Source organism: Sphingomonas astragali (assembly GCF_051400615.1).
GTDB lineage: Bacteria > Pseudomonadota > Alphaproteobacteria > Sphingomonadales > Sphingomonadaceae > Sphingomonas.
On record NZ_JBLFFH010000003.1, the window covers coordinates 210,526 to 229,717 of the forward strand.

15 protein-coding genes are annotated in these 19,192 nt (G+C 69.0%); 12 read left to right on the top strand and 3 right to left on the bottom strand.

The genetic code is table 11. The features are described 5' to 3' along the window. Positions 1 to 140: 140 nt before the first annotated feature. Positions 141 to 1,526, bottom strand: a complete 1,386-nt coding sequence (locus tag ACMGER_RS15530; protein WP_436813074.1) for a helix-turn-helix domain-containing protein — start codon at positions 1,524 to 1,526, stop codon at positions 141 to 143. A gap of 240 nt (positions 1,527 to 1,766) precedes the next feature. Here ACMGER_RS15530 and ACMGER_RS15535 point away from each other — a divergent pair, with 240 nt between their 5' ends. From ACMGER_RS15535 to ACMGER_RS15555, 5 genes are all read left to right on the top strand, one after another. After that, positions 1,767 to 3,293, top strand: coding sequence for an acyl-CoA carboxylase subunit beta (locus ACMGER_RS15535; protein WP_436813075.1), 1,527 nt, complete (start codon positions 1,767 to 1,769; stop codon positions 3,291 to 3,293). 105 nt (positions 3,294 to 3,398) lie between these two features. Continuing rightward, on the top strand, positions 3,399 to 3,818 hold the full coding sequence (gene mce / locus ACMGER_RS15540) for a methylmalonyl-CoA epimerase (protein ID WP_436813076.1): 420 nt from the start codon (positions 3,399 to 3,401) through the stop codon (positions 3,816 to 3,818). A 150-nt stretch (positions 3,819 to 3,968) separates the two neighbouring features. Continuing rightward, positions 3,969 to 6,110 carry a methylmalonyl-CoA mutase gene (gene scpA, locus ACMGER_RS15545; protein WP_436813077.1) on the top strand — a complete coding sequence of 714 codons (2,142 nt, stop codon included), beginning with the start codon at positions 3,969 to 3,971 and terminating at the stop codon, positions 6,108 to 6,110. Beyond that, on the top strand, positions 6,107 to 7,192 hold the full coding sequence (gene bioB / locus ACMGER_RS15550; protein WP_436813078.1) for a biotin synthase BioB: 1,086 nt from the start codon (positions 6,107 to 6,109) through the stop codon (positions 7,190 to 7,192). The genes scpA and bioB overlap by 4 nt, the downstream gene beginning before the upstream one ends. 84 nt (positions 7,193 to 7,276) lie before the next feature. Beyond that, positions 7,277 to 9,376 (top strand): ATP-binding protein, encoded by a 2,100-nt coding sequence (locus tag ACMGER_RS15555; RefSeq protein ID WP_436813554.1) that lies wholly within the window; start codon positions 7,277 to 7,279, stop codon positions 9,374 to 9,376. A gap of 3 nt (positions 9,377 to 9,379) precedes the next feature. Here ACMGER_RS15555 and ACMGER_RS15560 read toward each other — a convergent pair whose 3' ends face one another. After that, positions 9,380 to 10,678 (bottom strand): methyl-accepting chemotaxis protein, encoded by a 1,299-nt coding sequence (locus ACMGER_RS15560; RefSeq protein WP_436813079.1) that lies wholly within the window; start codon positions 10,676 to 10,678, stop codon positions 9,380 to 9,382. 169 nt (positions 10,679 to 10,847) lie between these two features. On the opposite strand from ACMGER_RS15560, the gene ACMGER_RS15565 reads away from it, so the two are divergent. The 7 genes from ACMGER_RS15565 to mmsB are packed head-to-tail and all read left to right on the top strand — an operon-like array spanning position 10,848 to position 17,565. Then, positions 10,848 to 12,347, top strand: a complete 1,500-nt coding sequence (locus ACMGER_RS15565) for a CoA-acylating methylmalonate-semialdehyde dehydrogenase (protein ID WP_436813080.1) — start codon at positions 10,848 to 10,850, stop codon at positions 12,345 to 12,347. 8 nt (positions 12,348 to 12,355) lie between these two features. Then, positions 12,356 to 13,300: a polysaccharide deacetylase family protein gene (locus ACMGER_RS15570; RefSeq protein ID WP_436813081.1), complete on the top strand. Its 945-nt coding sequence runs from the start codon at positions 12,356 to 12,358 to the stop codon at positions 13,298 to 13,300. Beyond that, a complete protein-coding gene (locus tag ACMGER_RS15575; protein WP_436813082.1) occupies positions 13,297 to 13,692 on the top strand; it encodes a RidA family protein in 396 nt (131 codons plus the stop codon). Before ACMGER_RS15570 ends, ACMGER_RS15575 begins: the two co-directional genes overlap by 4 nt. Next, complete coding sequence (locus ACMGER_RS15580) at positions 13,689 to 14,834, top strand: acyl-CoA dehydrogenase family protein (RefSeq protein ID WP_436813083.1); 1,146 nt, start codon at positions 13,689 to 13,691, stop codon at positions 14,832 to 14,834. Before ACMGER_RS15575 ends, ACMGER_RS15580 begins: the two co-directional genes overlap by 4 nt. After that, positions 14,831 to 15,874: an enoyl-CoA hydratase/isomerase family protein gene (locus ACMGER_RS15585; protein ID WP_436813084.1), complete on the top strand. Its 1,044-nt coding sequence runs from the start codon at positions 14,831 to 14,833 to the stop codon at positions 15,872 to 15,874. Before ACMGER_RS15580 ends, ACMGER_RS15585 begins: the two co-directional genes overlap by 4 nt. Next, entirely contained in the window at positions 15,871 to 16,644 is a 774-nt protein-coding gene (locus ACMGER_RS15590) for an enoyl-CoA hydratase (RefSeq protein WP_436813085.1), read from the top strand. The genes ACMGER_RS15585 and ACMGER_RS15590 overlap by 4 nt, the downstream gene beginning before the upstream one ends. 33 nt (positions 16,645 to 16,677) lie before the next feature. Continuing rightward, positions 16,678 to 17,565 (top strand): 3-hydroxyisobutyrate dehydrogenase, encoded by an 888-nt coding sequence (gene mmsB, locus ACMGER_RS15595; protein ID WP_436813086.1) that lies wholly within the window; start codon positions 16,678 to 16,680, stop codon positions 17,563 to 17,565. Here the strand turns inward: mmsB and ACMGER_RS15600 are convergent, their stop codons facing one another. Then, positions 17,566 to 19,191 (bottom strand): alkaline phosphatase family protein, encoded by a 1,626-nt coding sequence (locus ACMGER_RS15600; RefSeq protein ID WP_436813087.1) that lies wholly within the window; start codon positions 19,189 to 19,191, stop codon positions 17,566 to 17,568. It abuts the gene before it with no gap. Position 19,192: the final 1 nt, after the last annotated feature.

The window sequence follows — 19,192 nt, forward strand, 5'->3', positions numbered from 1 at the left end:
AGGGGCTAGAGTCCATCCTGTTCGGATTGAAGCGGTGTCAGTGCTCCTGCGGAGGCAGGAGCTCAGGCCGTAGGCGACACGCCCGTGATCTAGGGCTCCTGCCTTCGCAGGAGTACGATTCCACTTCATCTGGATAGGCTCTAGCCGAACCGATAGGGGACAACCGCCCGCGCATCGGGATCGATGTCGAGCGTAGTGCCCGCCGGCGGAAAGGCGCGCTGGTCGCAATCCGGGCGCGGGCAGATGCGGCAGGAGATGCCGATCGGCGTCGGCGTCTGGCTCGCCAGCCCGTCGGCGTAGATGAAGTCGGCCGCGTCCCCCTCCTCGCAGCCGAGCGCGACCGCGTAGCGGCGCGGCGCGCGGGCGTAGCTGCCCGACGGCTTCACCAGTCCCTTCGCCATCGAGACGTAGCGGGTGCCGTCCGGCATCTCGGCGCGCTGGACGAGGATGCGGTCGGGGATCGCCACCGCCTCATGCACCACCCACAAGGGACAAGCGCCGCCGAAGCGGGCGAACTGGAGCCGCGTCGCCGAGTGGCGCTTGGTGATGTTGCCGGCCATGTCGACGCGCAGGAAGAACATCGGGATGCCCGCCGCGCCCGGCCGCTGCAGCGTCGAGAGGCGGTGGCACGCCTGCTCGAAGCTGACCCCGAACGCCTGGCGCAGCCGGTCGACGTCGTGGCGCAGCGCCCGTGCCGCATCGCGGAAGGCGGCATAGGGCATCAGCAGCGCGCCCGCGGCATAATTGGCGAGACCGACCGCGAGCAACTGGCGCGACGCCTCGAACCGCAGACCCGAGCCGGCGACGGTATCGGCGATCGCCTCGCGCATCTCGAGCTGGACGAGCTGGTGCGCGATCAGGAAGGCAGCGCTTTCCGGCGGCAGCGCGCGGTCGATCGCGAGGCGCCGCCGGGCGGGATCATAGCGACGCAGCTCCGTGCCGCCGGTCTCGGCCGTCTCCACGGCGACGCCATGGACATCCTCGAGCCGTGCGGTGAGGTCGCGGCCGCTCTCGCCGGCGAGCGCCTCGGCCTGGCGGTCGAGCGCATCGATGTAGTTGCCCCGCGTGTGGAACCAGTCGCGCACCTCCTCCCAGGGCAGGCGGCTGGTCTCGCCGGTGCCGGCCTCGACCGTGTCGTCGAGCAGGCGGAGCTGCTCCTGCGAGCGGCGATAGGCGGCGTGGATCGCCACCATCCGCCGGGCGAGCTCCGGCTGCTGCTCGGCGGCACGGCGCAACATGTCTTCCGAAAGTCGTGCATCGGCGATGCCGCGATCGTCGGCCGCCGCGGCGGCGGCGACCAGCAGTGCTTCGTCGATGCCGGTCAGCGCGCCCCATTGGTCCGGATAGGCGCGGGCGAGCGCCAGCATCACCGGCGGCGTCAGCGGCCGGTCGTTGGTCTCGATCTGCGAGAGATAGGGCACCGAGATGCCGAGCTCCGCCGCCACCTCGGCCTGGCTGACCCCGAGGCGGGCGCGCAGGCGGCGCACCTCATGTCCGGCGAACAGGCGGCGGCGGGGTGAAGGCATGGTAAGTCCGTTCGATTGACCTTGACCGTCGTCATTCCTGCGAAGGCGGGAATCCATTCTGGCTGGCCGTCGCGACTCCCAACTTCAGCGACAATGGATTCCCGCCTTCGCGGGAATGACGAACTGTACCCGAAGAGCGTAGATTTGCAAACTTACTCCGCTGGACTTTGCAACATTGCATTTGCCAGCCGCTTGCCGCCTTGAAAGAGGGGACAACCGCCCGCGGATTCGGAAGAGGCCATGTCGTCGACCATCGAGGAACTCGAGCGCCGCCGCGCCGCCGCGCGGCTGGGCGGGGGCGAGAAGCGGATCGCAGCCCAGCACGCCAAGGGCAAGCTCACCGCCCGCGAACGGCTCGAGGTGCTGCTCGACGAGGGCAGCTTCGAGGAATATGACATGTTCGTCGAGCACAATGCCGTCGACTTCGGCATGGCCGAGCAGATCGTGCCAGGCGACGGCGTCGTCACCGGATCGGGCACGATCAACGGCCGCCTCGTGTTCGTGTTCAGCCAGGACTTCACCGTGTTCGGCGGCTCGCTCTCCGAGCGGCACGCGCAGAAGATCTGCAAGATCATGGACATGGCGATGAAGGTCGGCGCGCCCGTGATCGGCCTCAACGACAGCGGCGGCGCCCGCATCCAGGAGGGCGTCGCCTCGCTCGGCGGCTATGCCGAGGTGTTTCAGCGTAACGTGCTGGCGTCCGGGGTCGTCCCCCAGGTGTCGCTCATCATGGGTCCCTGTGCCGGCGGTGCCGTCTACAGCCCCGCGATGACGGACTTCATCTTCATGGTGAAGGACAGCAGTTACATGTTCGTCACCGGCCCGGATGTAGTGAAGACCGTTACAAACGAGATCGTCACGCAGGAGGAACTGGGTGGAGCGGTGACGCATACCACGAAGTCGGGGGTCGCGGACGTCGCCTTCGACAACGATATCGAGGCGCTGCTCGCGGCCCGCGACTTCGTGGACTTTTTGCCGGCCTCGAACCGCGAGGCCCCGCCGGAGCGGCCGACCGACGATCCATGGGACCGGATCGACGAGAGCCTCGACACGCTGGTGCCGCCGTCGGCCAACCAGCCCTACGACATGCACGAGCTGATCCGGAAGGTGCTCGACGAGGGCGACTTCTTCGAGCTGCAGCCGGCGCACGCGGGCAATATCCTGACCGGCTTCGGCCGGATCGAGGGGCGGACGGTCGGCGTCGTCGCCAACCAGCCGATGGTGCTGGCCGGGGTGCTCGACATCGCCTCGTCGAAGAAGGCGGCGCGGTTCGTGCGCTTCTGCGACGCGTTCGAGATCCCGATCGTCACCTTCGTCGACGTGCCGGGCTTCCTCCCGGGCGTGGCGCAGGAGCATAGCGGTATCATCAAGCACGGCGCCAAGCTGCTCTATGCCTATGCCGAGGCGACAGTGCCGAAGGTGACGGTGATCACCCGCAAGGCCTATGGTGGGGCGTACGACGTGATGGCGTCGAAGCACCTGCGCGGCGACCTCAACTATGCCTGGCCGACCGCCGAGATCGCGGTGATGGGCGCGAAGGGGGCGGTGGAGATCATCTTCCGCGGCCGCACGCCGGAGGAGATCGCCGAACGCACCGCCGAGTACGAGGCCCGCTTCGCCAACCCGTTCGTGGCGGCGTCGAAGGGCTTCATCGACGAGGTGATCATGCCGCACTCGACGCGGCGCCGAATCGCGCTGGGGCTACGGAAGCTCAGGGGCAAGCAGCTCGAGAATCCGTGGAAGAAGCATGACAATATTCCGTTGTGACGACCCTGCCGTCGTCATCCCGGCGGAGGCCGGGATCTCGTGCCGCGGGCGTTCGGCTTCGATCGCGAGCGATCCCGGCCTTCGCCAGGATGACGGGAAGGGAAGATGAATCTCGGCCGCCTCAACCACGTCGGTGTCGCCACGCCGTCGATCGCCGACAGCATCGCCTTCTACCGCGACGTGATGGGCGCGACCCGGATCGGCGAGCCCTTCGACCTGCCGGCGCAGGGGGTGAGGGTGTGCTTCGTCGATACGCCCAACACCCAGATCGAGCTGATCGAGCCCTTGGGAGAAACCTCCCCGATCCGCGCGTTCCTGGAGAAGAACCCGGCCGGCGGGCAGCATCACCTGTGCTACGAGGTGCCTGATATCCGCGAGGCCAAGGCCTGGTTCGAGGCCAGGGGCGCGAAGGTGCTGGGCGAGCCGCGCATCGGCGCGCACGGGACGCCGATCTTCTTCGTGCATCCGAGGGACATGGGCGGTGTGCTGACGGAGATCATGGAGAGCCCGGGTGGTGAGCATTGACGCAATCTCCCTCTCCCCTTGGGAGAGGGAAGGGGCCCATCGCGTCAGCGATGGGAAGGGTGAGGGTGACCGCACTCTCGTAGCTCCTCACCCTCACCCTCCCACCGCCTTCGGCGGCGGGCCCCTCCCTCTCCCAGAGGGAGAGGTGTGATGGGAGACAAACCCGCCCCCGCCGACTGGCAGGCGCTCGCCGACAAGGAAGTGAAGGGCCGCGACCTCGTCTGGCACACGCCGGAGGGGATCGCCGTCAAGCCGCTCTACACCGCCGAGGACACCGCGAGCCTCGATCCGGGCCTCCCCGGCTTCGCACCCTTTACCCGCGGCGTGCGCGCGTCGATGTACGCCGGCCGCCCTTGGACGATCCGGCAGTACGCCGGCTTCTCCACCGCCGCGGAATCCAACGCCTTCTACCGCCGCAACCTCGCCGCCGGGCAGAAGGGGCTGTCGGTCGCCTTCGACCTCGCCACCCATCGCGGCTACGACAGCGATCACCCGCGCGTGGTCGGCGACGTCGGCAAGGCAGGGGTGGCGATCGACACCGTCGAGGACATGAAGATCCTGTTCGACGGCATCCCGCTCGGCGAGATGTCGGTGTCGATGACGATGAACGGCGCGGTGATCCCCATCCTCGCCTTCTTCATCGTCGCCGGCGAGGAGCAGGGCGTGCCGCAGGCGAAGCTGGACGGTACGATCCAGAACGACATCCTCAAGGAGTTCATGGTCCGCAACACCTACATCTATCCGCCGGCGCCCAGTATGCGGATCGTGTCGGACATCATCGCCTACACCTCGGCCCACATGCCGAAGTTCAACTCGATCTCGATCTCCGGCTATCACATGCAGGAGGCGGGGGCGACGCAGGTGCAGGAGCTCGCCTTCACCATCGCCGACGGCAAGGAATATGCCTTAGCCGCGATGGCGGCGGGGCTCGACATCGACGCCTTCGCCGGGCGGCTGAGCTTCTTCTTCGCGATCGGCATGAACTTCTTCATGGAGGTCGCGAAGCTGCGCGCGGCGCGCACGCTCTGGCACCGCGTGATGACCGATCTGGGCGCGAAGGACGAGCGCTCGAAGATGCTGCGCACCCATTGCCAGACCTCAGGCGTGTCGCTGCAGGAGCAGGACCCCTACAACAACGTCATCCGCACCACGATCGAGGCGATGGCGGCGGTGCTGGGCGGCACGCAGAGCCTCCACACCAACGCGCTCGACGAGGCGATCGCGCTGCCGACCGACTTCTCGGCGCGCATCGCCCGCAACACCCAGCTGGTGATCCAGGAGGAGAGCGGGATCACCAAGGTCGTCGACCCGCTGGGCGGCTCCTACTATGTCGAGGCGCTGACCAACGAGCTGGTCGAGAAGGCGTCCGAGATCATCGCGCGCGTCGACGCCGAGGGCGGCATGGCCCGTGCGGTCGCGGCTGGCTGGCCCAAGGCGATGATCGAGGAGGCCGCCGCCGCCCGCCAGGCCCGGATCGACCGCGGTGAGGAAGTGATCGTCGGCGTCAACAAATACCGCCCCGCCGAGGACGAGGAGATCGAGATACTTGCGATCGACAACCATGCGGTGCGCGAGGCCCAGATCGCCCGCATCGCCAAGGTCCGTGCGGCACGCGACGAGACGGCGTGCCAGGCGGCGCTCGGCCGGCTGCGCGAGGGGGCGGGCGGCAGCGACAACCTCCTTGCGCTCGCGGTCGAGGCGGCACGAGCCCGCGCGACGCTGGGCGAGATCAGCGCGGCGATGGAGGCGGGTTTCGGCCGTTACGAGACGGTGCCGACGCCCGTCTCCGGCATCTACCGCGAGGCATGGCGCGACGATGCGCGTTGGAGCCGCCTCACCGACGGTGTGAGCGCGACCGAGCGCCGGCTCGGCCGCAAGCCGCGGATGCTGGTCGCCAAGATGGGTCAGGACGGGCACGACCGCGGCGCCAATCTCGTCTCCTCGATGTTCGGCGATTTGGGGTTCGAGGTGGTGCCGGGCCCGCTGTTCCAGACGCCCGATGAGGCGGCGAAGCTGGCGATCGCGAAGGACGTCGACGTGGTCGGCGCCTCCAGCCTCGCGGCGGGGCATCTGACGCTGATCCCCGAGCTGATCGGCCATCTCAAGGACGCCGGCCGCGCCGACATCAAGGTGGTGGCGGGTGGCGTGATCCCGCAACAGGACTATCAGTCGCTGCGCGACGCGGGTGTGCAGGCGATCTTCGGCCCCGGCACCAACCTGATCGCCGCTGCCGAGGAGGTGCTGCGCCTGCTCGGACACAATTGGGCACCAGAGAGCGAGGCTGCTGAATGAGTTCCACTGCCAGTGCCCCGGCGAAGGCCGGGGCCCAGTTCCACGACATCGCAACTGGGCCCCGGCCTTCGCCGGGGAACGTTGAGAGCTGGACCCGCGCCGAGATCGCCGCGCTATTCGACCTGCCCTTCACCGAGCTCGTGTTCCGCGCCGCCGAGGTCCACCGCGCGCATCACCGCGCGGGCGAGGTGCAGCTGTCGACGCTGCTGTCGATCAAGACCGGCGGCTGCCCGGAGGATTGCGGCTATTGCAGCCAGTCCGCGCACGCCGACACCGGGCTCAAGGCGACCAAGCTGATGGACGTGCAGGCGGTGCTCCAGGCCGCCGCGCAGGCCAAGGACCATGGCTCGACCCGCTTCTGCATGGGCGCGGCGTGGCGCAACCTCAAGGACAGGGACATCCCCAGGCTTGCCGAGATGGTGAAGGGGGTGCGCGGCATGGGGATGGAGACCTGCATGACGCTCGGGATGCTGACGCCTGCGCAGGCGGAGGCGCTCGCCGAGGCGGGACTCGACTATTACAACCACAATATCGATACCTCGCCCGAGCGTTACGGCGAGGTCATCACCACCCGCAGCTTCGCCGACCGCCTCGACACGCTGGAGAATGTCCGCCGCGCCGGCATCAACGTGTGCTGCGGCGGCATCGTCGGCATGGGCGAGACGCGCGAGGACCGCGTCGGCTTCATCCATGCGCTGGCGACGCTGCCGGAACCTCCCGAGAGCGTGCCGGTCAACGCGCTGATCCCGGTCAAGGGTACTGTCCTCGGCGACATGCTCGCCGACACGCCGCTCGCCAAGATTGACGACATCGAGTTCGTCCGCACCGTCGCGGTCGCGCGGATCACCATGCCGCGCTCGATGGTGCGCCTCTCCGCCGGCCGCGAGAGCATGTCGGAGGCGACGCAGGCTTTGTGCTTCCTGGCGGGCGCCAACTCGATCTTCACCGGCGACAAGCTGCTCACCGCCGGCAATGCGGGTGACGACAGGGATGCGGCGCTGTTCGCGAAGCTGGGATTGGTGCCGATGGCGGCAGAAGCGGAGGAGCCGGTGCGTCAGCCATTGTCGTCATGCCGGACTTGATCCGGCATCCTGAGTCACGAGCGATTCGCGCCGGGCCCTGGATCCGGGATCAAGTCCGGGGTGACGATTGAGTCCGAGGGAATGATGTTCAAGAAAATCCTGATTGCCAACCGCGGCGAGATCGCGTGTCGGGTGATGCGCACCGCCAGGCGGATGGGGATCGCTACTGTCGCGGTCTATTCCGACGCCGACGCCCGCGCGCCGCATGTGCGGATGGCGGACGAGGTGGTGCGGCTCGGCCCGGCGCCGGCGAACGAAAGCTATCTCAAGGCCGAGCTGATCCTCGACGCGGCGAAGATCACCGGCGCCGACGCGATCCACCCGGGCTACGGCTTCCTCTCCGAGCGCGAGAGCTTCGCCCGTGCCTGCGCCGAGGCGAGGATCGCCTTCATCGGCCCGCCGCCCGAGGCGATCGCCGCGATGGGCGACAAGATCGAATCGAAGAAGCTCGCCCTGGCGGCGGGGGTGAACGTCGTCCCCGGCTTCGTCGGCGAGATCCGTGATACCGGCCATGCCGTCGAGATCGCGAACGACATCGGCTATCCGGTGATGATGAAGGCCTCGGCCGGCGGCGGCGGCAAGGGGATGCGGCTCGCCTTCTCCGAGAAGGACGTCCGCGAGGAGTTCGAGAGCGTCCGTCGCGAGGGACTGGCGAGCTTCGGCGACGACCGCGTGTTCATCGAGAAGTTCATCGAGCAGCCGCGCCACATCGAGATCCAGGTGCTCGGCGACCGGCACGGCACCATCCTCTACCTCGGCGAGCGCGAATGCTCGATCCAGCGCCGCCACCAGAAGGTGGTCGAGGAGGCGCCGTCGCCCTTCGTCACGCCCGCGATGCGCGAACGCATGGGCGAGCAGGCGGTCGCGCTGGCGCGGGCGGTGGGCTATTACAGCGCCGGCACCGTCGAGCTGATCGTGTCGGGCGCCGACACCAGCGGCGAGGGCTTCTACTTCCTCGAGATGAACACCCGTCTCCAGGTCGAGCATCCGGTGACGGAGATGGTGACCGGGCTCGACCTGGTCGAGCAGATGATCCGGGTCGCGGCGGGCGAGAAGCTGGCGTTCGCGCAGGACGACGTGACGCTCACCGGCTGGGCGATCGAGAATCGCGTCTATGCCGAGGACCCCTATCGCGGCTTCCTGCCGAGCACGGGGCGGCTGGTGACCTATCGCCCGCCCCCTACCCGTGCTCCTGCGAAAGCAGGAGCGCGGGAGGCAGGCGACGCCGCCCGTGATTCAGGGCTCCTGCCTTCGCAGGAGCACGGTGTCGAAGGGGCCAATCCGGCGGGCTGTACCCGCGTCGACGACGGCGTCGCCGAGGGCGGCGAGGTCAGCATGTTCTACGATCCGATGATCGCCAAGCTGATCACCTGGGCCCCCACCCGCGAGGAAGCCGCCGATCGCCAGATCGCCGCGCTCGACCAGTTCCGCATCGAGGGGATCGGCCACAACATCGATTTCCTCTCCGCGATCATGCAGCACCCGCGCTTCCGCGACGGGCGGCTCACCACCGGCTTCATCGCCGAGGAATATCCGGAGGGCTTCCACGGCGCACCCGCGTCGGACGAGCTGCTCGGCAGGCTCGCGGCAGTGGCGGTGCTGGCCGACCTCGACCGTGCAGCGCAGGCGAGCCGGATTTCCGGCCAGCTCGACGGCCCGGCGCTCCCCGGCCCGGAGCGGGTGGTGCTCATCGCCGGCAGACGCTTCGACATCACCGTCGACGGGTACGACCGCGGATTCCTGGTCAATCTCGATCCGAACGAGCCCCCGCTCGATGTCGTCCATCGCTGGAGGCCGGGCGATCCGCTGTTTTCCTGCACCATCGACGACGTTCCGTTCCATGTCGGCGTCGCCCGCGACGGTGCGGCGTGGCGGCTGACCGCGCACGGCGCTTCCCACAAGGTGCGCGTCTACCGCCCGCACGTCGCCGCGCTCGCGGCCCATATGATCGAGAAGGTGCCGCCCGACACCTCGAAGCTGCTGCTCGCGCCGATGCCGGGCCTGCTCACCAGGCTCGACGTCGCGGCGGGCGACAAGGTCGAGGCCGGCCAGCCGCTCGCGGTGGTCGAGGCGATGAAGATGGAGAACATCCTGCGCGCCGAGAAGACGGGCACGGTCAAGGCGGTCAACTTCGTCCCCGGCGACAGCCTGGTGGTCGACGCCGCGATCCTGGAGTTCGAATAGCCCTCAGGCTGCGCGCACCTCGGCGAGGAACAGCTCGACCTCGCCGGACATCGCGCGGGCTGCGTCCTGCAGCCGGCCGGCGAAGCTCGCCATCTCGCGGGCCGAATCCGCCGCGGCGCGGGCGCTGCCGCCGATCGCCTCGACGTCGTCGCGGATGCCGTGCGATGCCTCGACCGCCTCGTCGACGTTGCGCGCGATCGTGCGCGTCGCCGACTCCTGCGCGCCGACCGCCGATTCGATATCGGTCGACAGCGCCGCGATCGCGCCGATCGCGCCCTCGATCCCCGCATGGCCGTCCACCACCTCGGCGATCGCCTGGCGGATGCTGTCGACCTGGGCGGTGATCGTGCGCGCGGCATTGCCGGTCTGGGTCGAGAGCTGCTTGATCTCGTTGGCGACGACGGTGAAGCCGCGCCCCGCTTCGCCGGCGCGCGCCGCCTCGATCGTGGCGTTGAGCGCGAGCAGGTTCACCTTGGCGGCGATCTCCGCGATCAGCGCGATCGCCGAATCGATCGATGCCGCGGCGCCGCTGAGGCTGGCCGCGCGGCGGCTGCCGGCGGCGACCAGCTCGACCGCGCGCGTGGCGGAGCCCCGCGCCTCGACCGTGCTCGTGCCGATCAGCGTCAGCGTCTTGGCGAGCTCGCGCCCGCGCGCGGCGATCTCGGCCATGTTGCTGCCGGTCTGGACCGCGGCGGCGGCGACCGCGGCGGCGCGCTCCTCGGTCAGCCCGGCGCGGCCGGCGGTATCTTGCGAATTGGCCTCGACTTGCCGTGCGAGCGCGCCGAGATCGGCGGCGAGGCTGGCGACTTGGCGCTCGAACCCCGCGATCGCCGCCTCGATCCGCTGGGCCCGTTCGATCCGGGCGCGGTTGGCGGCCAGCCGGCGCTCGCCGTCGAGCTGCACCAGCCGCCGGTTGGCGAGCGTCGCATAGAGCCGCCCGCCGTGGGTCAAGATCATCCCGTCGACCCCGCCGGAGGCGCGATAGCGCTCGAGCAGCACCTCGACCCCGAGATCGACCTCGCCGATCGGGCAGGGACGGACATGCGCGGTGAGGCGCTGGCCATAGGCGGGATTGCGCATCAGCGCATGGCCGTAGGGATTGAGCAGCAGCTGGCGCACGTCGCGCTCGTGCACCGCGCCGACCGGCCGCTCCTCGTCGTCGAGCACCGGCAGCAGGCGCAGGTCGAGACGGCTGCGGAACGCCTCGACCGCTTCCGTCAGCGTCCGGTCGTGGCGGATCGCGAGCGGGCGCGTCTCGGCCTCGGTGAGCCAGCTCGGGCGGGGGGCAGTGGCGGGCGACATCGGTCATTCCGCTAGCGGTCCGGTGGTAAATTGGCCGTTAGGATTTGATGACGGTTCGATGACAAGGGCGAATTTTTCGCGAGCCGCTGACAGCCGGGTTCGGCTGTGCCAAGAGCAATAAAATTACGCGAACGAGTCGGCGCCAGGCCGCGCCGCAAGAGAGGACAGGATGCGCACCATCGATCATCACATCGTCGGCCCCATGGGCGGCGCCGGCGCGGCACGCGAAGGAGAGGTATTCGATCCGAACACCGGCCAGGTGCAGGCGAAGGTGCGCTTGGGCACCCGGGCGGAGCTCGACCAGGCGGTGGCGGCCGCACTCGCCGCGCAGCCGGGCTGGGCAGCGACCAATCCGCAGCGCCGCGCGCGTGTCATGTTCCGCTTCAAGGGACTGGTCGAGGCGAACATGGATGCGCTTGCCCACACGCTCTCGTCCGAGCACGGCAAGGTGATCGCCGACGCGAAGGGCGACATCCAGCGCGGGCTCGAGGTGATCGAGTTCGCCTGCGGCATCCCTCATGCTCTCAAGGGCGAATATACCCAGGGCGCGGGCCCCGGTATCGACGTCTATTCGATGCGCCTGCCCGTCGGCATCGGCGCGGGCATCACGCCGTTCAACTTCCCGGCGATGATCCCGATGTGGATGTTCGGCGTGGCGATCGCCTGCGGCAACGCCTTCATCCTCAAGCCCTCCGAGCGTGACCCGTCGGTGCCGGTGCGGCTCGCCGAGCTGATGCGCGAGGCGGGGCTGCCCGAGGGCATCCTCCAGGTCCTGCACGGCGACAAGGAGATGGTCGACGCGATTCTCGACCATCCGGCGATCGGGGCGGTGAGCTTCGTCGGCTCGTCGGACATCGCCCATTACGTCTATCGCCGCGGCGTCGAGGCGGGGAAGCGCGTGCAGGCGATGGGCGGCGCCAAGAACCATGGCATCGTCATGCCCGACGCCGATCTCGACCAGGTGGTATCGGACCTCTCGGGCGCCGCCTTCGGCTCGGCCGGCGAGCGCTGCATGGCGCTGCCGGTGGTGGTGCCGGTGGGCGACAGGACCGCCGATTCGCTGCGCGAGAAGCTGATCCCCGCGATCGAGAAGCTGCGCGTCGGCGTCTCGACCGATGCCGAGGCGCATTATGGTCCGGTGGTCAACGCCGCGCACAGGAAGCGTGTCGAGGACTGGATCCAGACCGGCGTCGACGAGGGTGCCGAGCTGGTGGTCGATGGTCGCGGCTTCACGTTGCAGGGGCACGAGCAGGGCTTCTTCATCGGTCCGAGCCTGTTCGACCGGGTGACGCCCCAGATGCGCTCCTATCAGGAGGAAATCTTCGGCCCGGTCCTCCAGATGGTCCGGGCGCCCGACTTCGAGACCGCGCTGCGCCTGCCGAGCGAGCATCAGTACGGCAACGGCGTCGCGATCTTCACCCGTAACGGCCATGCCGCGCGCGAGTTCGCGGCGCGGGTCGACGTCGGCATGGTCGGCATCAACGTGCCGATCCCGGTGCCGGTCGCCTACCACAGCTTCGGCGGCTGGAAGCGCTCGGCGTTCGGCGACGTCAATCAGCACGGCATGGAGGGCGTCCGCTTCTGGACCAAGGTCAAGACGATCACCCAGCGCTGGCCCGACGGCTCCGCCACCGGCGAGAACGCCTTCGTCATCCCGACGATGGGGTGAGGGGGCGGATGCTGACTCGAACGCTCGCGATCTGGTTGACCGCGCTCCTCGCCTGCGCCGCGCCCTTGGCGGCGCAGAAGCGCATCGCGCTCAGCTTCGACGACGTGCCGCGCGGCCGCGGCGCGTTTCTGACGCCCGACCAGCGTACCGAGAGGCTGATCGCGGGCCTGAAGCAGGCGGGCGTCCGGCAGGCCGTGTTCTACGTCAATCCCGGCAGGCTCGCGACGCCGGATGGCGCGAACGGCGAGGCGCACATCGCCGCCTATGTCGCCGCCGGCCACGTCATCGCCAACCACTCGTTCAGCCATCAGCATCTCAACGCGATGCCCGCCGACGCCTATCTCGCCGACATCGACCGCGCCGAAGCCTGGCTCAAGGATCGGCCGGGCTATCGCCCCTGGTTCCGCTTCCCGTTCCTCGACGAGGGCAGCAAGGACAAGGCAAAGCGCGACGCGGTGCGCGCCGGGCTCAAGGCGCGCGGGCTCGCCAACGGCTATGTCACCGTCGACGGTTCCGACTGGAACATGGAGGGGCTGACGATCGCCGCCGTGAAGGCAGGCAAGCCGATCGACATGGCGGCGCTCAAGGCGCTCTATGTCGAGACGCTGGTCGGCGCCGCCGACTTCTACGACGATCTCGCCCGCCGCACGCTCGGCCGCTCGCCCGCGCATGTGATCCTGCTGCACGAAACCGATCTCGCCGCGCTCTATATCACCGACCTGGTCGAGGCGCTGCGCAAGGACGGCTGGGAGATCATCACAGCCGACGAAGCCTATCGCGATCCGATCGCGAGCGCCGAGCCTGATGTCCCTTCCGCCAATGGTCCTCGCTCGGAGCTGATGGCATGGGAAAAGGGCCTGCCGGCGCCGCGCTGGTATGAGCGGGACGACGTCGCCGTGGCGAACCGGCTGTTCGCCGAACGGGTGCTTCACGAGCAGGGGACACAGCCATGAACGACAGGCCGTGCGTTTCGTCCGGATCGCCCTATGAGGCGACGATCGGCTTCAGCCGGGCGATCCGCGTCGGCAATCGCATTCTCGTCTCCGGCACCGCGCCGATCGAGGACGACGGCAGCTCGACTCCCGGCGACGCCGAGGCGCAGGCCGAGCGCTGCTTCGCGATCATCGTGCGCGCGATCGAGCAGCTCGGCGGATCGGCCGAGGACGTGGTGCGCACCCGGATGCTGCTGGTCGACGCGGCGGACGCCGACGCGGTCGGCCGCGCGCACGGCCGCTGGTTCGCCGATGTGCGGCCGGCAGCGACGATGGCGATGGTGGCGGGCCTGCTCCGGCCCGAATGGCGGGTGGAGATCGAGGCTGAGGCCGTTTTGGACCGAGGGCAATGACTGGGCAGTTCGACCTTACCGACGACCAGCGCGAGATCCAGGAGCTCGCGCGGCGCTTCACCGCCGACCGCATCACGCCGTTCGCGGCGGAGTGGGACGAGAAGCACATCTTCCCGCGCGACACGATCAAGGCGGCAGCCGAATTGGGCTTCGCGGCGATCTACGTCAGCGAGGAGAGCGGCGGCATCAACCTGGGAAGGCTCGAGGCGGCGCTGATCATGGAGGCGATGGCCTATGGCTGCCCCTCGACCAGCGCCTTCATCTCGATCCACAACATGGCGTCGTGGATGATCGACCGGTTCGGCGGCCAGGCGGTCAAGGACAAGTATCTGCCGAGCCTCGTCACCATGGACCGGCTCGCCAGCTACTGCCTGACCGAGCCGTCGTCGGGCTCGGATGCGGCCGCGCTCAGGACGAAGGCGGTCAGGGATGGCGATCATTACGTCGTCACCGGTTCCAAGCAGTTCATCTCGGGCGGCGGCGAGAACGAGGTCTATGTCGTCATGGTCCGCACCGGCGAAGAAGGGCCCAAGGGCATCTCCTGCCTCGTCATCGAGAAGGACATGGCCGGCGTCGGCTTCGGCGTGCAGGAGCGCAAGCTGGGCTGGCATTCGCAGCCGACTGCGCAGGTGATGCTCGACGGCGTGCGCGTGCCGGTCGAGAACCTCGTCGGCGCTGAGGGTGAGGGCTTCCGCATCGCGATGATGGGATTGGACGGCGGGCGGCTCAACATCGGCGCCTGCTCGCTGGGCGGGGCGCAGCGCTGCCTCGACGAGGCGATCCGCTACACCAAGGACCGCCAGCAGTTCGGCCGCCCGATCGCCGACTTCCAGAATACCCAGTTCACGCTCGCCGACATGGACACCGAGCTGCAGGCGGCGCGTTGCCTGCTCTACGCCGCGGCGGTGAAGGTGACGGCCAACGCACCTGACAAGACCCGCTTCGCCGCGATGGCCAAGCGCTTCGCCACCGATACCGGCTCGTCGGTGGTCGATCGCGCGCTCCAGCTCCACGGCGGCTACGGCTACCTCATGGATTACCCGATCGAGCGCTTCTGGCGCGACCTGCGTGTCCATTCGATCCTGGAGGGCACCAACCAGGTGATGCGGATGATCGTCGGACGGGAGCTGACGCGGCAATGAGCGACGACGTCCTAACCTTCATCGAAGGCCGCGCCGGCCGCATCCGCCTCAACCGGCCGAAGGCGATCCATGCGCTCAACACCGGCATGTGCGCTGCGATGCTCGACACGCTCGGTGCCTGGGCCGACGACCCTGGGGTCGAGGCGGTGCTGATCGATCATGCCGAAGGCCGCGGCTTCTGCGCCGGCGGCGACATCCGCATGGTCGCCGAGAGCGGAAAGACCGACGGACGCGCGGCCCGCGCGTTCTTCTTCACCGAGTACCGCCTGAACCACCGGCTGTTCACCTATACGAAACCCGTGGTCGCCTTCATGGACGGCATCACCATGGGCGGCGGCGTCGGCATCTCCGCGCCCGCGCGGTTCCGCGTCGCGACCGAGAACACCAGGCTCGCGATGCCCGAGACCGGCATCGGCCTGTTCCCCGACGTTGGCGGCGGCTGGTATCTGTCGCGGCTCAAGGGGCGGATGGGCCAGTATCTCGCGCTCACCGGCCATCGGCTCGACGGCGCCGAGTGCCTCGCGCTGGGCCTCGCCACCCACTATCTCCCGAGCGATCGGCTCGACGCGGCCAAGGCCGCCATCGCCGAGTCACCGGGCGAGATCGCGTCGATCCTCGACCGCTTGTCGGAGCCCGCGCCGGACGCCCGGATTGTCGCCCACCGGACCGCGATCGACCGGCTGTTCGCTTCCGACCGACTGGAGGGCATCCTCGCCGCGCTCGGCGAGGACGGCGGCGAATGGGCGCGTCAGCAGCTCGAGACGCTGCGCACCAAGTCGCCGCAGACGATGAAGGTCTCGCTCCGCCTGTTGCGCGAAGGCGCGGGCATGGCGAGCTTCGCCGACGAGATGCGGCAGGAATATGCCGTCGCGAGCCGCGTCTGCACCCGTCATGATTTCATCGAAGGCGTCCGTGCCGTGATCGTCGACAAGGACAATGCGCCGAGCTGGAACCCGGCGACTCCCGAAGGCGTCACCGACGGTCTCCTCGACGCGATCTTCGCACCCTTGCCCGAACAGGAGGCCTGGACACCCGCATGAGCTACGAAACCATCCTCGTCGAGCAGCGCGGGCCCGTCACGCTGGTCACGCTCAACCGCCCCCAGGCGCTGAACGCGCTCAACAGCCGGGTGCTCGCCGAGCTGCTGGACGCGATGGCCGCGTTCGACGCCGATGTCGGCCAGGGCTGCGCCGTCGTCACCGGCAGCGAGAAGGCGTTCGCCGCCGGCGCCGACATCAAGGAGATGCAGGCGCAGGGCTTCGCCGACATGTACGGCAGCAACTTCTTCGCCGGCTGGGAGCGGTTCGCGGCCACCCGCAAGCCGGTGATCGCCGCGGTCGCCGGCTATGCGCTGGGGGGCGGCTGCGAGCTGGCGATGATGTGCGACTTCATCCTGGCGGCGGACACGGCGAAGTTCGGCCAGCCCGAGATCAAGCTGGGCGTCTCGCCCGGCATGGGCGGCTCGCAGCGGCTGACGCGCGCGGTCGGCAAGGCCAAGGCGATGGAGATGTGCCTGACCGGCCGCATGATGGACGCCGAGGAGGCGGAGCGCGCCGGCCTCGTCAGCCGCATCGTGCCGGCGGCCGCGCTGGTCGACGAGGCGGTGAAGACCGCAACCGCGATCGCCGGCATGGCGCCGCTCGCGGTGCTCGCCAACAAGGAGATGGTCGACATCGCGTTCGAGACCATGCTCGCGCAAGGTGTCAACTTCGAACGCCGTTTGTTTCACGGTCTCTTCGGCACCGCGGATCAAAAGGAGGGCATGGCCGCCTTCGTCGAGAAGCGGCCGGGCAAGTGGACGGGAAGATAGTCTCGGCCGTTCGGATGGACTTAGGATCAGCACATGGCACGCATCGCATTCATCGGGCTCGGCAACATGGGCGGCGGGATGGCCGCGAACCTCGCCAAGGCGGGGCACGACGTCCGCGCCTTCGATCTGTCGGAGGAGGCGCTGGTGCGTGCGAAGGGCGCCGGCTGCCTGCCTGCGGAGAGCGCGGCGGCGACGGTGGAGGACGCCGAGGCGGTGATCACCATGCTGCCGGCCGGCCGCCACGTCGAGCAGGTTTATGAGGAAAGCGTGTTCGGCAATGCCGTCAAGACCGCGCTGCTGATCGACTGCTCGACGATCGAGGTCGCCACCGCCCGCCGCCTTGCCGAGGCTGCCGCGGCGAAGGGGCTGACGGCGGTCGACGCGCCGGTCTCGGGCGGGATCGCGGCGGCGAACGCGGGGACGCTCACTTTCATGGTCGGCGGCTCGGCGGCGGCGTTCGCGCGGGCGGAGGGGTTCCTCGCCAACATGGGGCGGGCGGTGATCCATGCCGGCGGCAACGGTGCCGGGCAGGCGGCGAAGATCTGCAACAACATGATCCTCGGCGCGACGATGATCGCGACCTGTGAGGCGTTCGTCCTGGCGCAGAAGCTGGGGCTCGATCCGCAGAAGTTCTTCGACATCGCCTCGGTGAGCTCGGGCCAGAGCTGGTCGATGACCACCTACGCCCCGGTGCCGGGCGTCGGGCCCGAGACGCCGGCCGACCACGACTATCAGGGCGGCTTCGCGGCCGGGCTGATGCTCAAGGATCTGCGCCTCGCCATGGACGCCGCCGCGAGCGCGGATGCCGACACGCCGATGGGCGCGATGGCTGCCGAGCTCTACCAGCGCTTCGTCGACATGGGCGAGGCGGGGCGGGACTTCTCCGGCATTATCAGGATGCTCGAGAAGCGAGAGGACTGATCAATTCGGGCAGCTCGTCGCCGGGCCCGCCACCAAGTCCAGACAGCGCCCGTCGATGTCGCCGGGCACGAACCTGACCCCGACCAGCGCCCCCAGCGTCGGGGCGATGTCGACCGTCTCGACCGATAGCGGCTGCTCGAAGCCGGTCATGCCCTTGCGCCAGAACAGCATCGGCACGCGCCGGTCGTAATCCCAGAAGCTGCCGTGGGTGGCGACATAGCCCTTGGTCGGATCGGGGATCGGCGTCACCCGCGGCTTGAGCGCGATCACCAGATCGCCCGAGCGCTCCGGGACATAGGATTCGCGCGCGCGCTCGAGCAGCGTCCAGGTCTCGGGCGGGCTGTGCGGGCGCGGCGTGGCGGCGATCTCGGCCGCGGTGAATACCGCCTGCACCTGCGGATTCGCGGCGATCTCCTTCGCCGCCTCGGCGAGCACGCGGTCATGCTGCGCCTTGGGGAGCTTGGGATCGATCCACACGTCGCCCATCGGTCCGCCCCACAGGAGTTGCCCCGACAGGCCGAGCCGCGTCGCGACCGTCTGATCGACCGCCTTGATGCTGAACGCCGCATCGAGCCGCTGCTCCATCGGCGCGGCGTCCTCGCGATTGCGTTCGGGCAGGTCGTGGCCGCCATGGTCGGCCGACAGCCCGACGGCATAGTCCACGCCGGTCGCGTCGAGCATGGCGAAGAAATCGCCGAGGTCGCGATCGAGCGAAGCGAGCTGGAGACACATCTCCAGCCCCTCCGTGCCATAGGCGTGGCCGACGTAATCGGTCGCCGAGGCGCCGATCGTGATGATGTCGGGCGCGCTGCCGCGGCCGAGCTTCATGTCCTGGATCAGCGCCGCCGCCAGCGCCAGGGTGGCGCCGTCGAACTCGGGCGAGACGCGGAAGGCCGAGGCATTGCCCGCCGCGCGAGCGAAGCGCCCGGTGCCGACCGACTTGCCCGCGCCGATCGTGACCGCGCGGTCGTGGGGCTTGCAGAAGTCGGGAACTTCCATCGCGGGCTGCTCGGTCGCGATCTGCCGGGCGACCGCGGCGTTGGCGCGCTTGACCGCGTCGGGCTCGGTGCGACCGGCGTAGCTCACATAGGCCTTGCCGTTCCACCACCACAGCTCGTCGACCTTGTGGCCGCCCATCATCACCGCAGCGCGGTCCTTGCCCGCGACCGAGACGACGCGGCTCGCCGGATCGAGCGCCTTCATCCGCTCGCCCAGCGTCGGCACCTTCAGATGCTTGTCGGAGACGGTGTAGCCGTTCGAGTTGCTGCCCGGCACGCTTTCGTCCTCGGCGCAATAGACCGTCTTGTCGGCGCGCGGCGTCCTGAGGTCGATCCAATCGTTGGCGATGATGCCGGTGCGCGACGGATGGTCGCCGGTCAGCAGGGTCGAATGGCCGGGACAGGTCTCGGTCGCGGCGTGGCTCTGGTAGCCCGAGGGGAACACCGCGCCCTGCAGCAGCCGCGCGAAGCCGCCGGTCCAGTGATTGCGGTACTCGGCGAACAGGTCGGCCGAGAACTGGTCGACCGAGATGAACACGATCAGCTTGGGGGCGGGCGGCGGCGCCTCCTGCGCGGCGAGCGGCGTGGCGAGGAGCGCGGCCAGGGCGGCGAGGCAAGCGAGCTTCAAA

Coding starts and splice junctions, on each gene's coding strand:
- ACMGER_RS15530 (WP_436813074.1), bottom strand. CDS start 1,526: ATGCCTTCACCCCGCCGCCGCCTGTTCGCCGGACATGAGGTGCGCCGC.
- ACMGER_RS15535 (WP_436813075.1), top strand. CDS start 1,767: ATGTCGTCGACCATCGAGGAACTCGAGCGCCGCCGCGCCGCCGCGCGG.
- mce (WP_436813076.1), top strand. CDS start 3,399: ATGAATCTCGGCCGCCTCAACCACGTCGGTGTCGCCACGCCGTCGATC.
- scpA (WP_436813077.1), top strand. CDS start 3,969: ATGGGAGACAAACCCGCCCCCGCCGACTGGCAGGCGCTCGCCGACAAG.
- bioB (WP_436813078.1), top strand. CDS start 6,107: ATGAGTTCCACTGCCAGTGCCCCGGCGAAGGCCGGGGCCCAGTTCCAC.
- ACMGER_RS15555 (WP_436813554.1), top strand. CDS start 7,277: ATGTTCAAGAAAATCCTGATTGCCAACCGCGGCGAGATCGCGTGTCGG.
- ACMGER_RS15560 (WP_436813079.1), bottom strand. CDS start 10,678: ATGTCGCCCGCCACTGCCCCCCGCCCGAGCTGGCTCACCGAGGCCGAG.
- ACMGER_RS15565 (WP_436813080.1), top strand. CDS start 10,848: ATGCGCACCATCGATCATCACATCGTCGGCCCCATGGGCGGCGCCGGC.
- ACMGER_RS15570 (WP_436813081.1), top strand. CDS start 12,356: ATGCTGACTCGAACGCTCGCGATCTGGTTGACCGCGCTCCTCGCCTGC.
- ACMGER_RS15575 (WP_436813082.1), top strand. CDS start 13,297: ATGAACGACAGGCCGTGCGTTTCGTCCGGATCGCCCTATGAGGCGACG.
- ACMGER_RS15580 (WP_436813083.1), top strand. CDS start 13,689: ATGACTGGGCAGTTCGACCTTACCGACGACCAGCGCGAGATCCAGGAG.
- ACMGER_RS15585 (WP_436813084.1), top strand. CDS start 14,831: ATGAGCGACGACGTCCTAACCTTCATCGAAGGCCGCGCCGGCCGCATC.
- ACMGER_RS15590 (WP_436813085.1), top strand. CDS start 15,871: ATGAGCTACGAAACCATCCTCGTCGAGCAGCGCGGGCCCGTCACGCTG.
- mmsB (WP_436813086.1), top strand. CDS start 16,678: ATGGCACGCATCGCATTCATCGGGCTCGGCAACATGGGCGGCGGGATG.